Genomic DNA, 16,625 nt, shown 5'->3' with positions numbered 1-16,625 from the left:
AAGGTTTTTCGGAAAACTCTGGGCCGATGGATTCGGTGTCCTTGGCACCGCAGGGGCATGTCCGCCACGCCGCGCGGATGGGGGCCGCACACCCAGGCGTCGCAATGGCGTGCAACGTTTCGCACGGCAGTCGGTGTCTGGTTGCGATCGCGGCACGATGCCATCGATTCCCCAGCCGTTCGGCGCGGCTGCAAACCATCCCGAGAAATCTTCCTTTCCATGACCACACCCGTTGCGGCCCGCAACCCGGCCTTGCCCACCCAGGCCACGCCTGGGCCGGGGCAAGAGGCCACTCGTACGCCCCCACCCACGCAGCGCGCGCCGGTGGAGGCCGGCCCGCTCGCGTCCCGCGGCGCTCCCCAGGAGGCCGGGGCGATGGCGCCTCGGCAGTCGCTGGCTGCGCGGCAGGGTGGGGCGCAGGATTCCTCTTGCGGCGCTGCGGCCCAGGCCTCCGAATCTGCCGTGCAGCGGCAGGCCCATGCGCTGTTCGAGCGCGCCCGCAAAGCCTTGCTGGACCGCGTGCCGTTGAGCAGTCGCCAGTTTTCAGACATCGTGGCTCTGGCGGTGGATTCCCGGGTGGCCGAAAGCGATCGACGGGCGTTGGCCGAGGCCGTGGCGGAACATCCACAGGGCCTGTCGGCGTTGTACTCGCTGGCAAGCAAAGAGGGGGCGACGGTCGAGGCCCTGTCGATCGTCGCAGCGGCGGTGGCCCGGCGCCACCAGATTGGTTTGGAGAAAAGCGAAATACCGGAGATCCTCGCTCTGCCGGAGCCGGTGCGCCTTGCAGTAGCGCTTGCGCAACAGGCGCGGGATGCAGAGAACCTGCAGTTCCACGGTCGCCATCGCAGCGGCTTCTATCGTCTCGATCTGGCTCCCGCAAGCCATTCGCGGTTGTTTGCCCAGGCCCTGCAGCTTTTTGCGCCCCTTGCCACCCGCGAGGAGCTGCGTCGGCTGGCGGGCGAAGAATTCCAGCGTTGGAAGCCCGTCTGGGGCGGTTTCATCGAGATGACGCATTCAGACCCCGCCATTCGCTTGCAGGCGCTGAAGAGGACACTGGCCGGAATGCAGCTTCCACCCGTGCTCCAGCGTATCGCGGATGGCGATCCCACCCATCGAGGCGCCTTGGCGCGCGCGACGCATCAACAGTGGGCATTCGAAGCCGCGGTCATGTTCGGCGGCTTGCAGCCCTCGGGACTGGCGGGACTGGAGGGCACTTTGCAGTCTTTGGCACGATTGCACGCACCCCACCTGCGCCGGCAGCTGACGGAGCGGCTGGCGTTGACAGCCCATGCCGGTGACGATGCCCACGGCTATCTGCAATTTTCAGCACCGTTTCACAGGCCCCACATGCGCAGCTTGGCCATCGCGCTGCATCCGCTGTTTGCGCAAGCAGACGGCCCTGCCCGGCCTTCGCCGCAGTTGCTGGAGGTCTTGGGCTCGTCCGATCTCAAGAACGGTCGTTGGCTGCACCGGGCGCTGAAGGATCTGACCCTCCTGGCAGACAGCGAGTGCGATCTTTCTCATGAAGAGCGCCGCCAGCTTCTGGAGCATGCGCTGCCTGCCAGTGGCACGGGGTCGCAGCGTTGCCGCGGCTTTCTCGACAACCTGCGGTTCATCGCCATCGCGGTGCAGTGCGCTACGGGGGAGGACGCGCAGTCTTGCGCTGTGCTCGACATGCTGACCGATCTGGCGCAATCCCGGAACAGGCCGGCATCGATCCAATCGGTGATCGAACCCGCGCTGCGTCTTGCGATGCCGGGGGCCGGAGCCCGGGACGAAAGCACTGAAAACCTGGCCGGTTGGAATGCGTTTCTCTCTTCCTGGCGGCAACCCGAAGCGCTGATCGTCCACGCACAGAACATCCGCTCCAACCTCGACGAGGACGATGGAAAAGAGGCGGTCCTGAGCGCGCTGGAGCGGTTTGCCGACAGCGTCGTCTGGTCGCAAGAAGGGCTCGCCCGGTTCCAGGCCTTGCGGTACGCAACGAATGAATCTGCCCATCTGGCCGAGATCGAAAGGCTGGCCCCTGAGGCCTATGCGCAGTGGAAGAAGCCCGTGGCGCTGGAGGCATCTGCACATCCGTTCCCCGTCGAGGACACCGACCATCCGGAAGATCTGCTGCTGTGTGGAACCGACATTGCGAGTTGCCAGAGCGTCGATGAGGACGCGCAGTACAGCAAGGCCCTGATGGGCTATGTGATCGATGGCAAATACCGCATGCTGCTGGTCCGGGCGCACGACGGCACCATCGCTGCGCGGCGCATGGTCCGGCTCCTGCTGGACGAGGCGGCGGGACAGCCAGTTCTGTATGTCGAGAAGCTGTATGCCCACACGGGCATGCAGGCCGAGGGTCCGGCAGACCAAGCCTTGATGCAACTCGCCCGGCGCAAGGCCGAGGCAATGGGGTGCGCGCTGGTGTGCGCTGCTGCGGAGAGCAACGAGGAGGACGAGACATTGCCAGCCTATGGCGGCGTGCTGACGTCTCTGGGCAGTCCAGCGCCTTTCGAGTACGTGGACGCGGGCCACATCGACGCGGACGACGAAGAACAGGACGAAGGCGGAGTCGTCGAGGGCGGCAGATACACGGTGGAAAACGCCTATCGGCTGCAGTGAGGCTGCGGCCCGCGCCGGTGGCCGCTCAGCGCGGCCGATGCATCTTGAACAACTGCTCCGGCCCCACCGTGAAATAGTCCGCCGGCCCGCCCGCGCGCAGGATGTGCCCGGCATGGGCCGTGTCGTACACCCCGTCCTTGAGCAGCGCGCGGTCGATGTGCACCGCCACCACCTCGCCCAGCACCAGCCAGGTGGGCACCTTCTCGCCGTCCGCGCCTTGCAACTGCACGATTTGCGTGCGGCGGCATTCCATGGCCACGGGGCTTTCGGCGACCCGGGGCACGGACACGATCCGCGAGGCCACCGGGGTGAGGCCGCCCAATGCGAATTCGTCCACCTCGGGCGGCACGGCGGCGCAGGTCTGGTTCATGGCCTCGGCCAGCGGGCGGGTGGCCAGGTTCCACACGAACTCGCCCGTTGCCTCGATGTTGGCGAGGGTGTCCTTGGCGCCGATGCTGGCGAATCCGATGATCGGCGGCGTGTAGTTGAAGGCGTTGAAGAAGCTGTAGGGCGCCAGGTTGAGTACGCCGGCCGCGCTGCGCGAGGCGATCCAGCCGATGGGGCGCGGCCCCACGATGGCGTTGAAAGGATCGTGCGGAAGGCCGTGGCCCTGGCGGGGTTCGTAGCTGTGGAATGTGGTTGCCTGGTTCATCTCCACGACGATACCGCAGGCATTGCCAGGGGCCGTCTGGCCGGGCTGGAGGCCCCTGGGCCTGGCTATTCCGCAGTGTGAAAACCACCCCTTTCCTGACAACTTGTAACCTTTTGTTGGGCACTCACAGCCATCAGGCGTGATTCCATGCCGCGCCTTTTCCCCTTATGCCATGTCCCTGCCTTCCATCGTTCCTTGCCTGTCGCCGCGCCGCTCGAAGTGGACGGCCGATTTCCACGCTGGCAGTAGCGGCTTGTCGCGCGCCAGGCAGGCGGGCTCGCCCGTGAGGCTCCACAGCCCATGGTGGATGGCGGCAGGGGGGTGGATCTTGACGGCGCTGCTGTTCACCTCCGCGGTCCGTGCAGAAGGCAGCCGCACGCTGTACCCGGCCAGCTACCCCACCAGCGGCGGCACCTGTGCCAACGCGGCCAACCGCGGCTGCCGCGCCAATCTCGATCTGCAGCCCGGCAATTACTACGTCGGCAAGGTGAACCGGCGCACGTTCCTCTACGTGTATGCCCGGGCGGGCGAATACGTTTTGCTGGGCTCCAGCAACCGCAGCGACGGGGGCGACATCCTGGTCTATGCACCCACGGATTTCGGCACGCCGGGGGATGAGACCGTGCCCGCGGTGGCCGCATTCTCCTGCGCATCCGCGGCCGTTCCTGCCGGTAGCTACGGCGGCCCGGGGCGGGGCGCCATCGTGACGCGGGCGCAAGAACTGGCGGGCCCGCACAGCGCCGACGGCAGCGCCACCGCCACCGGAGGCTTTGCGCCCTGCGCCTATCGGGTCCCGGAAAACGGCATCTACGGCGTGCTGTTCACCGCAACACCCAGCGGCCCGACCAACCTGAACGCCGACATCTTCAACCCCCGCCCCAGCAGCAACACCGTGGCGGCCTGGGACGTGACGGTACGCGCGCGCGCCGATGCCCTGGCCGACCTGAACGGGCGCCTCTTCACGTATGCCTGGGCAGGCTTTGCGGGCGTGAACAACCGGCCGATCTTCTCGCGGCACTACTACGTGACGCGCGACGGCTACCGCTACTCCCAGGCGCTTGCCGGCATGGACCCGAACGGGTTCGTGCTGTACGGCAACAGCCTGGGTTTTCTGGACAACGGCCAGCCGCTTTACAAGGACATTCGCGGGCAGGACTCCTACGTCACCGACCTGCCGCAGGGCGTGACCTCGCAGCGGGCGGAGTACCCGATCTTCTTCAGCGACATCGCGCCCGCAGGCCCGAATGCGGCCGCGGTGGACGCGGTGCTCACGGCCCTGAACATTCCCACCGTGCCGCCCACGCCGTCCTTGGTGAGCGCCACCTTCACCGGCCACCTGCCCGACCCGCAGCGCACCACCACCGGCGCGGGCGGCACGTTCCAGGTGACGACGAAGGACGCCACTTCGTACCAGATCGTCGTGAGCCGCGACGGCGCGGATTTCAGCCCGTCCAACGCGGCGAACGCGGTCATCACGGGGATCGCCGGGTCGGGCGAATATTCGGTGCTGTGGAGCGGCAACGACGCGGCGGGCAACCTGTTTCCACCGCAGGCGACGCCTTATCTTTTCAGGGCGACCGCGCGGGCGGGCGAGATCCATCTGCCCATGCTGGATTCGGAAAACAACGGCAACGGCACCAGCAAGGCCACGGCCACCTTCGGCGGCGGGCCCACCATCACCCGGCTGAACGGCACGGGCGCCGGCGACACCACCGTCTTCTTCGACGACCGGGGCTATGTCACCCGCAGCGGCGTCCTGGTGGGCCAGCTCAACGGAACGCTGTGCCCCGGCGCCGTGCCGCCCGGACCGAGCCCCGCCGAGGCCTTGCAGGGCGTGGATTCGACGCTCGCCTATGGCGCCAGCGCCCGCCTGTACCGCTGGTGGCTTCCGGGAACCAACGCCAACAGCGACTGCGCCCCGGCCGGCGGCTGGGGCGACTCCAAGGGGCTGAACCTTTGGACCTACTACAGCGTTGCGCCGCAGACCGGCACCCTGACGATCGATCCGATCGTGCGCGACGCGGAGGCAGAGGTGTTCGTTCCCGGAACGGCGCTGCCGGGGGCTACAGTCCAGGGCGTGCTCACCTTCTCCAACCAGGGCGGCTCGGCGCTTTCAGGGGTCACCTATACCGTTGCGGCGGGCACGGGCTGCGCGGCGCCGGCGCTGGCCTTCGGCAATCTGCCGGCCGGCGCCTCGGCCAGCTGCTCCACCGTGGCGGGGCAGGGCCGCTACACCCTCGCCGGCCTGCCGGCCGCGCTGGCGCCGGGCCAAATGGTGCGGGGGGCCGATCCCGCCGCACCGCTGACGTTGCGCTACACCGCGCCCGCGTCGGGGCCCGTCGCCATCGTGGCGGCCATCGCCACCGCGCAGGACCCCGACGACCACCCCGCCAACAACGTGGCGCGTGCCAGCACGGCCATCGGAACGAACGATGTGCAGGCGGGCGCGAGCGCGCCGGCGTCCGCCACGCCAGGCAGCACCGTGGTGGGCTCGCTCCGGTTCTCCAACAACGGCGGCACGGCGGCGAGCGGCTGGACCTGGGCCGTCACCATCGGCACGCCCGCAAGCTGCCCCGCCGGCGTGGCCTTCACGGGCCTGCCGGCGGGCGTGGGCCTGGCCGGGTACGACCCGGCCACCTGTGCGGCCACCTTCACCGGCATGCCGGCCACCCTGGCGGACGGGCAGTTTCTGCAATTCGCCTTCCGGTACACCGCCCCTGCCAATGGCGCAGTGGCCGTCACCGCCACGGCCAACGCGCCGGGCGATGCGGACCCTGCCAACAACCGGGCCACCGCTACCACGCGGATGGCCGTCATCGACATGGCGGTCAGCCTGGCCGGACTGCCGCCTGCGGCGATCCTGCAGGGGACCTATGCCGGCACGTTCACCTGCACCAACGTGGGCAACACCCCCGCTGCCAGCGGCACGCGATGCGCCATCGACAGCGGCCTGCCTGCGGGCTTGGCCGTGCAGGGCTGCACGCTGGGCCCAGGCGCGGCCCCCTGGGTCAGCGACGACGCCGTGCCGGCAGGTGGTGTGGTGACTTGCCGCGTGGCGGGCGTCCCGGCCGCGCTGGGTCCGTCGAGCCTGCGCGCCAGCACGGCCGCCGTGGGGGACACCGTGGCGGCCGACGACACCGCGGTGGCGGTCCTGCAGGTGCAGCAGGTGCAGCCCGTGCCCTCGCTGTCGTTGGGCGCCCGCTGGCTGCTGGCGGCGCTGATGGCCGCTGCGGCGGCCTGGTTGTTCGGCCGCTCGCCAGTGTGTCCCAGGCACTGAAGGGCCGCTCTTTCGCCGCCGGTGCGCCCCGCTTGGACCCGGGGGCGGGGGCACACCGGGGGCACGCTCAGGCCATGCCCGGCCCTTGGTGCTGCCCCAGGAACCGCCCCGGCGTCTGTCCCACCGCGCGCCGCACCATGGCGCTGAAGGCGCTGGCGCTGTAGCCCAGCTCGGCCGCGATCCGGCCCACGGGCAGGCGTTCGGCGGCCAGTGCCACGGCCTTGGCCAGGATCACCTGCTGGCGCCACTGCGTGAAGGTGCTGCCCAGTTCCGTCCTGAAAAGCCGCGCCACGGTGCGCGGGCTGGCGCCGGTGTCGCGCGCCCAGTCTTCCAGCGTCTCATGGCGCGTGGGGTCCGCCAGCACGGCCTCGCACAGGTGCAAAAGGCGTTTATCGCGCGGCAGGTCCACGCCCAGGCGCAGGGCGGCGGCGCTGCGCAGTTCGTCGCAGATCAGCGCGCTCAGGTGGCGCTCGCGCCGCAGCGCGTCGGGCGTGGGCGGGGTGCCGGCGCCGTCGGGTTCGCTGGGCATTTCGCGCACCAGCGCGCGCAGCAGTTCGGACACCTCCAGTACCCGGCACTGCCGCCAGGCCGGATCGTCCGCCTCGCGCACCACGCCGCCCGGGCCGCAGCGCCCGCGCGGCTGGTGCAGGTACAGCGTGCGCAGGTCGGCGTCCTGCACCATGGTCACCGCGTGTTCCACGCCCGGGGGAATCCACAGCGCGCGCGAAGGCGGCACGATGTAGGTGCCCTGCGCCACGGTGAGGTGGATCACGCCCGTGGTCGAGATCGCCACCTGGGCCCAGGCGTGGCAGTGGGGCAGCACCTGCGTGTCGGCCGGCAGCCAGCGCGCCTTGGCGCGCACCGGGCGTGTGGCGCTGGGCACGAACAGGTCGGGCGTGAGCGAGCTGACATACGACACCGTGCGGCGCGGCCGCGTGCCGGGCGGGGCGCTGGCGTGGGAGGCGCTGATGGCGCTGCGCTGCAGGGCAGAAGAAGGAGTGCTTGGCATGTTCGCGACAGAAGTTGGCAGTCTATCGTCAACCTGCCGCCGCGCCGCTGCCTAAGATCGCTGCATGACCTCCACCGCATCCCCATCTGCCGCAGCACCCGCGGGCACGCTGCGCCAGGACGCCCGCACCATCGGCCTCATCGGCCTGGCGCACGGCTCCTCGCATTTCTTTCACATGCTGCTGCCGCCGCTGTTTCCGTTCCTGATCGCGGAGTTCGGCTTCAACTACTCCGAGCTGGGGCTGCTGGTGTCGGTGTTCTTCGTCATCTCGGGCGTGGGGCAGGCGCTGTCGGGCTTCCTGGTGGACCGGGTGGGCGCGCGCCCGATCCTGTTCTTCGCGCTCTCCAGCTTCGCCGTGGCGGGCCTCGTGGCCGGCACGTCGCAGGGCTACGCGGGGCTGATGCTGGCGGCGGCGCTGGCGGGCCTGGGCAATGCGCCCTTCCATCCGGTGGACTTCACCATCCTGAACAAGCGCGTGTCGCCCGAGCGCCTGGGCCACGGCTTCTCGGTGCACGGCATCTCGGGCAACCTGGGCTGGGCCACGGCGCCGGTCTTCATGGCCGGCATCGCCGCGGCCACCGGATCGTGGCGCACCGCCTGCCTGTGCGGGGCCGCGCTGGCGGCGGTGGTGCTGGCCATCATGGTGTGGCAGCGCGATGCGCTCGATGACCGCCAGGGCGCCTGGGCCCACGCGCCCAAGCCCGGCACCGCTGCCGGCGGCGCAGGCGCTGCAGCCGTGGCCGAGCACCCCATGGCCTTTCTTAAGCTGCCCTCGGTGTGGCTGTGCTTTTCGTTCTTCTTCTGGACCACCTGCGCTTTGAGCGCCATCCAGAGCTTCGCCAGCCCCGCGCTGCAGCAGATGTACGGCCTGCCGCTGGCGGTGACCTCCATGGTGGTCACGGGCTACATGCTGTGCGGCGCCGCGGGCATGGTGGTGGGCGGCTTTCTCGCCGGCCGCGTGGCGCGGCTGGAGGGCATCATCACCGTGTGCCTGCTGGCCACCGGCGTGCTGCTGCTGCTGGTGGGCACCGGCTGGCTGCCCGGCATGGGCGCCGTGGCGTTCGCCGCCATCGCGGGCCTGGGCACGGGCCTGGCGGGCCCCTCGCGCGACATGCTGATCAAGCGGGCCGCGCCTCCCGGGGCCACGGGCCGGGTGTATGGCACGGTGTATTCGGGCCTGGACCTGGGCTTTTGCGTGGCGGCGCCGATCTTCGGCGCGCTGCTGGACCGCGGTGCGGCGCACGGCATCTTCTATGGATCGGCCGCGGCGCTGGTGCTGGGCGTGGCCTCGGCGGGCGTGGTGGGGGCCGGCGTGGCGGCACGCACGCGCGCGGCCCGTTCGGTGGCGGCCTGACGCGGGCGGGTGGCAGGCCAGTCAATCGCCTGAAATGGTTTCAAGCCTTTTAGGGCTCCAGCGCATATTTCACTAGGGCGTGTTGCTGTAAAAATAGTAGCAATTCGCCAGCAGGCTCAGAACACCTCGGTATCCACCTCCGCCTGTGCCTGGGGCGGGTAGCGGTCACCCGCCATCGCGCGGTCGTGGACGAGCGCATCCAGTTGCGCCAGCAGGTGGGGCGGCAACTGCACGCTGGCAGCGCCCAGGTCGTCGCGCAGATGGGCCACGCTCGTGGTGCCCGGAATCGGGATGATCTCCGGCCCCTGCGCCAGCAGCCAGGCCAGGGCCAGCTGCGCGGGCGTGCAGCCGGCCTCGCGGGCGAGGGCTTCGTAGGCGCCCAGCAGCCGCAGGTTGGCCGCGTAGGCCTCGGGCGCGAAGCGGGGCATCGTGCGGCGGATGTCGCCCGGCGCCAGCGTGGACACATCGCGCAGCGCGCCGCCCAGAAAGCCCCGCGCCAGCGGGCTGAACGCCACGAACGCCGTGCCCAGCTCGCGGCAGGCCTGCAGCACGGCGATCTCGGGGTTGCGCGTGCACAGCGAATATTCGGTCTGCAGCGCGGTGATGGGGTACTCGGCATGCGCGCGGCGCAGCGTGGCGGCCGACACCTCCGACAGGCCCACGCTGCGGATCTTGCCCTCGCGCACCAGGTCGCCCAACGTGCCCACGCTGTCTTCGATGGGCACGCGCCGGTCCCAGCGGTGCAGGTAGTACAGGTCGATCACGTCGGTGCGCAGCCGGCGCAGGCTCGCCTCGCAGGTCGCGCGCAAGGTCGCCGGGCGGCCATCGATCACCCGCACCAGCCGGCCGTCGCCGTTCGCGTCCACGCCCTGCATGCCGCACTTGCTCGCCAGCGTGATGCGCTGGCGGTGCGGCGCGAGGATCTCGCCCACCAGCGTCTCGTTGGCCCCGAAGCCGTAGAGCGCCGCGGTGTCGAACAGCGTCACGCCCTCGTCGAGCGCGGTGAGCAGCACCCGCTCGGCCTGCTCGCGCGAGGCCGGCACGCCGTAGGCATGGCTGAGGTTCATGCAGCCCAGGCCGATGGGGTGGACCTGGAAGGGGCCGAGGGAGCGGGGGGTGGTGGGCATCGAATGGCGCTGGTGTGCGAAGCGGAAGGTGGCGTGACGGTAGCGGCCGGACAGGCACCGGTCAATACACGATGCGCGCCACCGCACGCAGCGCCTCGGGCGTGGCCCCGCCCCAGCCGAAGAACTCCAGGTAGGCGGGAATCATCTCGAACAGCATGTCGGTTCCCTGCTGCACCGGGCAGCCCCGGGCCATCGCGGCCTGCAGCAGCGGGGTGTGGGCCTGTGCCATCACCACCTCGCCCACGAAGGTGCCGGGGACGATGCGGGCCACGTCGAAGGGCAGGGGATCGTCCCGGCGCATGCCCAGGGGTGTCGCGTTGACGACCAGGTCGAACCCGGCCGGGTCGTTGCGGCCCGCCACCGTGCGCAGGGCGGGGTAGTGCTGCCGCAGCCGGTCGGCCAGCGCCTGCGCGCGGTGGCCGTCCACGTCGAACAGGGCTAGCTCGGCCACCTCCGCCGCTGCCAGCGAGGCGGCGATGGCCGAGCCGACGCCGCCGCAGCCGGACACCAGCGCGCGCCGGCCCGCCAGGGCAAGTCCCTTGCGCTGCACGCCGCGCACGAAGCCGGCGCCATCGAACTGGTCGCCCAGCAACCGCCCGTCGGGCAGCCGCAGGATGGCGTTGCAGGCCCCGGCGATGCGCGCCGTGGGCGTGAGCGCATCCACCAGCGCCAGCGTGCTCACCTTGTGCGGCATGGTCACCAGCGCGCCGTGCCAGTTGGTCATGCGGCGCAGCACCTGCAGCGTGGCGGGGTAGTCCTCGGCCTGCACGCCCATGGGCACCACCAGGGCGTTGATGCCCTGCTGCGCGAACCACGGGTTGTAGATCATCGGGGCCTTGAAGGCCTCGGTCGGGTAGCCCAGGTGGGCGATCAGGCGGGTGCTGCCGTTGATGGTTTGCTGCTGCATGGGGAACGATGAGGGGCCGATTGCCGTGGGTCTTTCAGCGGCCACGCCCGTGGCTGCGCAGGGCCTCCTGGCGGGCCTGTTCGTACGCGGCTTCGGACAGGGGCTGCGCATCGGGATGGCCCAGGTCCTGGGTGGGAATGCGGAAGGTCTCGCGCGCCGACCACGCGGCCAGCGCCGCGATGGCTGTCACGCCGAACGCGATCGCGCCCACGGTGGCCGGCACGTTGGTGGAGCCGGGCGGCGCCACGGCGGCGAACAGCGCGGGCAGCAGGGCCGTGAGCGTGGTGCCCACGTTCTGCGAGATGGCCATCGAGGTCACGCGGGTGCGGGCCGGGAACAGCTCGGGGTAGAAGCTCGGGAACACCGCGTTGTAGCCCTGGTACACCACGCCCCACATGAGCAGCGACATGCCGATCGCCATCGGCACGTGGTGGATGCTGATGGCATACAGGTACAGGAATGCCAGCAGCCCCGACAGCAGCGCGCCCACGATGATCGGCGGGCGCCGGCCGATGCGGTCCGACAGGTTGCCCACGTGCGGGATCACCAGCACCGCGACGATGTTGCCCAGCACCGGAATCCACAGGTACACGCTCTTGTCGAAGCCCACGCCATAGCCCGGCTGCACGGCATAGGCCGCGCCGAACACGGTCGCCACCACCGGGATCACGTTCATGAGCGCCATGCACACCACGCGCAGCATGTTCGGCCCGTTCTCCTGGAAGGCCTGCACGATGGGCGCGCGCGGCACGGCGCCCTGCCGGCGCTCGGCGGTGAACACGGGGGTTTCCTGCACTTCGCGGCGGATGTAGTAGCCCACCAGGATGACGATGAAGCTCAGCAGGAACGGCACGCGCCAGCCCCAGGTGTTGAACTGCTCGGCCGGCAAGAAATACGCCAGCGGCAGGAACACCGCCGCCGCCAGCACCTGCCCCGCCTGCACGCCCTGCAGCGCAAAACTCGCATAAAAGCCCCGCCGCCCGGTCGGCGCGTGCTCCAGGATCATCGAGCTGGCCCCCGAGATCTCGCCGGCCACCGCAAAGCCCTGGATCAGGCGCAGCACCACCAGCATTGCCGGGGCCAGCAGGCCGGCCTGCGCATAGGTGGGCAGCAGGCCCACTGCCAGGGTGGAAAACCCCATCAGGAACATGCACAGCACCAGCACCTGCTTGCGGCCATGGGTGTCGCCCCAGTGCCCGAGCACCAGGGCGCCGATGGGCCGGGCCACGTAGCCCACGCCGTAGGTGGCGAGCGAGGCCACGATGGCCGCCGTCGGGTTGCCTGCGGGAAAGAAGATCTGCGGAAAGATCAGCGATGCGGCGGTGGCGTAGATGAAGAAGTCGTAGTACTCCAGCACCGATCCGATCCAGCCACTGGCGGTGGCCTTGCGCGTTTGCTGTAAGCCGCTGTCGGCGGCGCGGTGGTCTGGCATGGGTTTGTCTCCCTTGTTGGAATGGCTGGTTGGACGCAAAAGCCTGCGTTGGGCGTTTTGCGGAGCATCTCATGCCTTGGGGCGCCTTTTGGCCATCCGTGCTTGGGGGCGGATGGCAGCAGCCCGCTGCGCATCAGGCCTTGCGTTCGAGGTCCCTGGCGTACCGGTGGCTGGCGATGCCCAGGACGATGCCGAAGACGATGAAACCCAGACCGAAGGCTTGGCCGTAACCGAACCATTGTCCGGTGGCGCTGCCTGCGAAGGCGATGAACAGCGCCCCGGCGATGATGAAGAACATCGGGGCGAGGAACCGGTTGCGCCGCTGCGCGGCCAGCACCACGCTGCTTTGCGCGACCTGCGAATCCAGCGTGCGGGCCTTGGTCTCGCAAGGGCCCTGGCTGCAGCAGATGGAGTGTCCCAGGTCCTTGACGCAGTCCGGGCAGATCCCCTTGTTGCATGCCCGGCAGGTGCCCACGGCGTCGGCGGCCTGGTGTACGAAGCACTTCATGGATTCTCCTGGTGGTTGGTGGCCATCACGCGGACTTTAGCGTTGCAGGCGCGGCGGTCCCAGGCGTCATGCCCCATCGGCTGGAAGCGGCGGGGCGGCGTCGATGGGCGCCCAGCCCTCCACGGATTCCAGTGCCACCTGGGCGCACCGGGCCGTGGATCGGGCCGCAAAGGCCTGCTGGTACCGAAAGGTGGCCGCCTCCCATTGGAAGTCCTGCGCAAACCCTTTGGCCAGCACCTCCAGCCGGGCGATCTTCCATTCGGCCGCATCGATCAGCGCAGCGCAGGTGATGGGCCCCGTGGCGTAGTCGGTGGTCAGCCATTCCTGCGCGGCCAGGAAGCGGGAGTCGGGCGACCACAGGAGGGGCTGGCCGAAGATCCGGTGCGGGATGCCGCGGCCGTCGATCGACAGGCAAAAGTATTCCGGGCCGAACCGAATCTCGCCTTCGAAGCGCAGTGCCGCCCGGTGGGTCCCGTCGGGAGAACGTGCCATGTTTGGGTTCGCTGGAACGGGCGCCCGCGAAGCGGCCATCACTTGAACAGGACGCGGACGATGCCCACGAGCAAAAGCACCAGGGCGACCGGCAGAAACCACCAGAGCATCCCCAGGGCCGAGGCGGTGCCCCGCAGGCTCCACGCCAGCAGTCCCAGCGCGACGCCGCCGATGCCCATCGCCAAGAACAGGAAGCGCCCGACCTTCTCCGACGCGTCGCCGAACAGGTGCTCGTCCGAGTCTCCCATGCGCATCGCGAGCAGGCCGAAGGGCACGGCGCAAAGCAGCAAGGCCCATCTGGGCGCATCCAGCCTGGCTGCGAGCCAGGGCGGGATGGTCAGTGCAATGAGCAGCAGGATCTTGGACATCGTGGTTCAACCGGCGATCGCCGCAAGGGGATCAGACGTCGATCTTGCCATGGACCGCGCGGCGATTTCCGCCCTGCCGTTGGTGCCAGGCCAGCGCCCGTTCCAGTTCCTGGGGGTGGTAGCTCAGGCCCGCCAGCGCCACGGTGTAGTCGGCGCCGGAGAGAAGCCGCCGGGCCCGGCTGATCCACCTGCGCCGATCGGGCGCCGCATGGTCCGCCACATCCACCAGGATGCGCTGCTCGTCCAGGTCGAGCTTCACCCGCTCGATCTCGTGCCACGGCACCAGGCCCGTCCCGCCGCGAACGTCGTTCAAGCCGTTCGAATCGACGATCACCGCGGGTTGAAGGTCGCAGAGGGCCTGGAGCACCGTCTTTCCCAGCGTGCCCCCGACGCAGAAGGCCCCGAATGCCGAGAGCCCTGCGATGAAGGTGACCAGCGGGTTTCCCGTGAACAGGAGAAAGACCGAATAGATGCAGATGACCAGCATCAGCACGGTGAACGGCAGGGAAAAAACGAGGGTCCAGCGCCGGCGGCGCAAGGCCAGTCGTTTCGCAGGCATGGCTTCGGCCGCCCGCGTCACATCGCGAAGATCTTGCCCGGGTTCAGGATGTTCTTCGGGTCCAGCGCGCGCTTGATGGCCCGCATCATGTCCACCGCGCCCGCGCCGGTCTCGTCCAGCAGGAAGCCCATCTTGTGCAGGCCCACGCCGTGTTCGCCCGTGCAGGTGCCGCCCAGGCGCAGCGCGCGGGCGACGAGCTGGTGGTTCAGGTCCTCGGCCTTCAGGCGCTCTTCGGCGCTCTCGGGGTCGATCAGGTAGCCGAAGTGGAAGTTGCCGTCGCCCACGTGGCCGACGAGGAAGTAGGGAATGCCGCTCTCGTCGGCCTCGGTCACCGAGTCGAGCAGGCAGTCGGCCAGGCGGCTGATGGGCACGCAGGTGTCGGTGCTGATGGCGCGGCAGCCGGGGCGGCTTTGCACCGCGGCGAAGTAGGCGTTGTGCCGCGCGGTCCACAGGCGGGTGCGCTCCTCGGGGGTGGTGGCCCATTCGAACGCGTTGCCGCCGAATTCGGCCGCGATCTCCTGCACCACCTCGGCCTGCTCCTTTACACCGGCCGGCGAGCCGTGGAATTCCATGAGCAGCATGGGCTCCTCGCGCAGGCCGAGCTTGCTGTGGGCGTTGACCATGCGCACGGTGTGCGCGTCGATCAGCTCCACGCGCGCGATCGGCACGCCCAGCTGGATGGTCTGGATGGTGGTGCGCACGGCCGCCTCGATGCTCGGGAACGAGCAGATGGCGGCCGACACGGCCTCGGGCAGCGGGTACAGGCGCACGGTGATTTCGGTGATCACGCCCAGCGTGCCTTCGCTGCCCACCATGAGGCGGGTCAGGTCGTAGCCCGCCGCGCTCTTCTTGGCCCGCGTGCCGGTGCGGATGACCTCGCCGCCGGCCGTCACCACTTCCAGGGCCAGCACGTTCTCGCGCATGGTGCCGTAGCGCACGGCGTTGGTGCCGCTGGCGCGGGTGGCGCACATGCCGCCGATGCTGGCGTCCGCGCCGGGGTCGATGGGAAAGAACAGGCCCGTGTCCTTGATGGCATCGTTGAGCTGCTTGCGCGTGATGCCGGGCTGCACGGTCACGGTGAGGTCGTCGGCATCCACGCTGAGCACGCGGTTCATGCGGTTCACATCGATGCTGATGCCGCCCTGCACGGCCAGCAAGTGGCCTTCGAGCGAGGAACCCGCGCCATACGGGATCACCGGCACATCGTGCTGTGCGGCGAGCTTCACGGCGTCGGCCACGTCCTGCACGGTTTCGGCGAACACCACGGCCGAGGGCGGCGGCGCCTTGAGCGAGCCCTCGTCGCGGCCGTGCTGCTCGCGCACTGCCTGGGCGGTGGAGCACTGCGCGCCGAAGCGGGCGGCGAGTGCGTCGAGCAATGCCTGAGGCACGGGGCGCAGGTGGATTTCAGGAAGCAGGTGCGTGGCGGCGGCGGGGGCATTCATGGCGTGTCTCCAGGCTTGGATTTGTGCGGTTTTTCATTGTAGGCAGCGGGGCCCCGAGGCAGGGGATTGCCCGGGATTGACGGCCTCGCTGCCGCGTATTTACATTACGTTCGAAATGTATAACGTCCACCGCCGATGATCCATCGCACGCCCCGCCGCGCTGCCCCCAGCCGCACCCATGCCGAGCGCAGCGCCGCCACGCAGCAGCACCTGATCGCCACCGCCATCGAGGTCATCCAGTCGCGCAGCTTCGAGGCGATGTCGATCCACGAGCTGGCCCGCACGGCGGGAATGACGTCGGGGGCGGTGCAGCACCATTTCGAGTCGAAGGCCGTGCTGATGATGCGCGTGCTCAGCGAGCTGATCGCAGCGCAGGACCGCGAGGGCTTGCTGTGGCCCGCCGCATCGCTGCCGGCGCTGCAGCGCGCGCAGCATTTCGTGCAGGCCGCGTGGCACATCGTCTATGCGCAGCCGCGCTTCATGGCGGCGTGGAACATCTACCTGGGCAGCCGCAACCAGCCCGAGGTCGTGGCGCACATCGCCGCGCTGCGCCAGGACCTCAATGCGCGCATGCATGCGGGGTTCTTCGAGGCGTTCCCCGAACTGGCGGGCGACCCGGAGCGCGCGGGGTTCGTGGGGCTGGTGTTCTCCACCCTGCGCGGCCTGGGCCTGCTGGAGATGTTCCGCCCGGCCGACGAGGCTGGCGCTGCGCAGCTCGATTGCCTGGCCACGCTCATCGCGCAGCGCTGCGACGGCCGGGCCCGCGCGGGCGCTCCGGCATCGAAACCCCGACCCCGCGCCAGGCCCCCGCGCCCGGCATGACCGGCGCCGTGCCTTGGCCCAGGCACGTTCCGCGCCGCGTGCACCCGGCATCTATCACGACAA

Annotated in this window: 14 protein-coding genes; 4 read left to right on the top strand and 10 right to left on the bottom strand. The window is 69.7% G+C overall.

Features of this window, described 5'->3' with window-relative positions; genetic code table 11:
* Window positions 1–219 precede the first annotated feature (219 nt).
* A complete protein-coding gene (locus tag M5C98_RS23750; protein ID WP_272549995.1) occupies window positions 220–2,613 on the top strand; it encodes a hypothetical protein in 2,394 nt (797 codons plus the stop codon).
* A gap of 25 nt (window positions 2,614–2,638) precedes the next feature.
* On the opposite strand, the gene M5C98_RS23745 is transcribed toward M5C98_RS23750, so the two are convergent.
* Complete coding sequence (locus tag M5C98_RS23745) at window positions 2,639–3,265, bottom strand: flavin reductase family protein (RefSeq protein WP_272549994.1); 627 nt, start codon at window positions 3,263–3,265, stop codon at window positions 2,639–2,641.
* A 172-nt stretch (window positions 3,266–3,437) separates the two neighbouring features.
* On the opposite strand from M5C98_RS23745, the gene M5C98_RS23740 reads away from it, so the two are divergent.
* Window positions 3,438–6,542, top strand: a complete 3,105-nt coding sequence (locus M5C98_RS23740; protein WP_272549993.1) for a hypothetical protein — start codon at window positions 3,438–3,440, stop codon at window positions 6,540–6,542.
* Between the two features lie 67 nt (window positions 6,543–6,609).
* On the opposite strand, the gene M5C98_RS23735 is transcribed toward M5C98_RS23740, so the two are convergent.
* On the bottom strand, window positions 6,610–7,551 hold the full coding sequence (locus M5C98_RS23735) for an AraC family transcriptional regulator (RefSeq protein WP_272549992.1): 942 nt from the start codon (window positions 7,549–7,551) through the stop codon (window positions 6,610–6,612).
* A 64-nt stretch (window positions 7,552–7,615) separates the two neighbouring features.
* Between M5C98_RS23735 and M5C98_RS23730 the strand changes: the two genes are divergently transcribed.
* On the top strand, window positions 7,616–8,905 hold the full coding sequence (locus tag M5C98_RS23730; protein WP_272549991.1) for an MFS transporter: 1,290 nt from the start codon (window positions 7,616–7,618) through the stop codon (window positions 8,903–8,905).
* Window positions 8,906–9,021: 116 nt separating this feature from the next.
* Here M5C98_RS23730 and M5C98_RS23725 read toward each other — a convergent pair whose 3' ends face one another.
* The 8 genes from M5C98_RS23725 to M5C98_RS23690 form a co-directional block, all read right to left on the bottom strand.
* Window positions 9,022–10,032 carry an aldo/keto reductase gene (locus M5C98_RS23725; RefSeq protein WP_272549990.1) on the bottom strand — a complete coding sequence of 337 codons (1,011 nt, stop codon included), beginning with the start codon at window positions 10,030–10,032 and terminating at the stop codon, window positions 9,022–9,024.
* Window positions 10,033–10,093: 61 nt separating this feature from the next.
* Window positions 10,094–10,939, bottom strand: coding sequence for a shikimate dehydrogenase family protein (locus M5C98_RS23720; RefSeq protein WP_272549989.1), 846 nt, complete (start codon window positions 10,937–10,939; stop codon window positions 10,094–10,096).
* A gap of 34 nt (window positions 10,940–10,973) precedes the next feature.
* The gene (locus M5C98_RS23715; protein ID WP_272549988.1) at window positions 10,974–12,371 is read right to left on the bottom strand and encodes an MFS transporter; all 1,398 of its coding nucleotides are present in this window, start codon (window positions 12,369–12,371) and stop codon (window positions 10,974–10,976) included.
* 133 nt (window positions 12,372–12,504) lie between these two features.
* The gene (locus M5C98_RS23710; RefSeq protein ID WP_272549986.1) at window positions 12,505–12,879 is read right to left on the bottom strand and encodes a hypothetical protein; all 375 of its coding nucleotides are present in this window, start codon (window positions 12,877–12,879) and stop codon (window positions 12,505–12,507) included.
* A 66-nt stretch (window positions 12,880–12,945) separates the two neighbouring features.
* Entirely contained in the window at window positions 12,946–13,371 is a 426-nt protein-coding gene (locus M5C98_RS23705; protein WP_272549985.1) for a hypothetical protein, read from the bottom strand.
* 38 nt (window positions 13,372–13,409) lie between these two features.
* Window positions 13,410–13,739 carry a hypothetical protein gene (locus M5C98_RS23700; RefSeq protein ID WP_272549983.1) on the bottom strand — a complete coding sequence of 110 codons (330 nt, stop codon included), beginning with the start codon at window positions 13,737–13,739 and terminating at the stop codon, window positions 13,410–13,412.
* 31 nt (window positions 13,740–13,770) lie between these two features.
* Window positions 13,771–14,298: an STM3941 family protein gene (locus tag M5C98_RS23695; protein ID WP_272549981.1), complete on the bottom strand. Its 528-nt coding sequence runs from the start codon at window positions 14,296–14,298 to the stop codon at window positions 13,771–13,773.
* Window positions 14,299–14,315: 17 nt separating this feature from the next.
* On the bottom strand, window positions 14,316–15,740 hold the full coding sequence (locus M5C98_RS23690; RefSeq protein ID WP_272549980.1) for an FAD-binding oxidoreductase: 1,425 nt from the start codon (window positions 15,738–15,740) through the stop codon (window positions 14,316–14,318).
* Between the two features lie 135 nt (window positions 15,741–15,875).
* On the opposite strand from M5C98_RS23690, the gene M5C98_RS23685 reads away from it, so the two are divergent.
* Window positions 15,876–16,562 (top strand): TetR/AcrR family transcriptional regulator, encoded by a 687-nt coding sequence (locus tag M5C98_RS23685; protein ID WP_272549978.1) that lies wholly within the window; start codon window positions 15,876–15,878, stop codon window positions 16,560–16,562.
* The last annotated feature ends 63 nt before the right edge of the window (window positions 16,563–16,625 follow it).

Source organism: Acidovorax sp. NCPPB 3576 (assembly GCF_028473605.1).
In the GTDB taxonomy this organism is placed as follows: domain Bacteria; phylum Pseudomonadota; class Gammaproteobacteria; order Burkholderiales; family Burkholderiaceae_C; genus Paracidovorax.
This window is presented reverse-complemented; position numbering and strand designations above follow the sequence as displayed.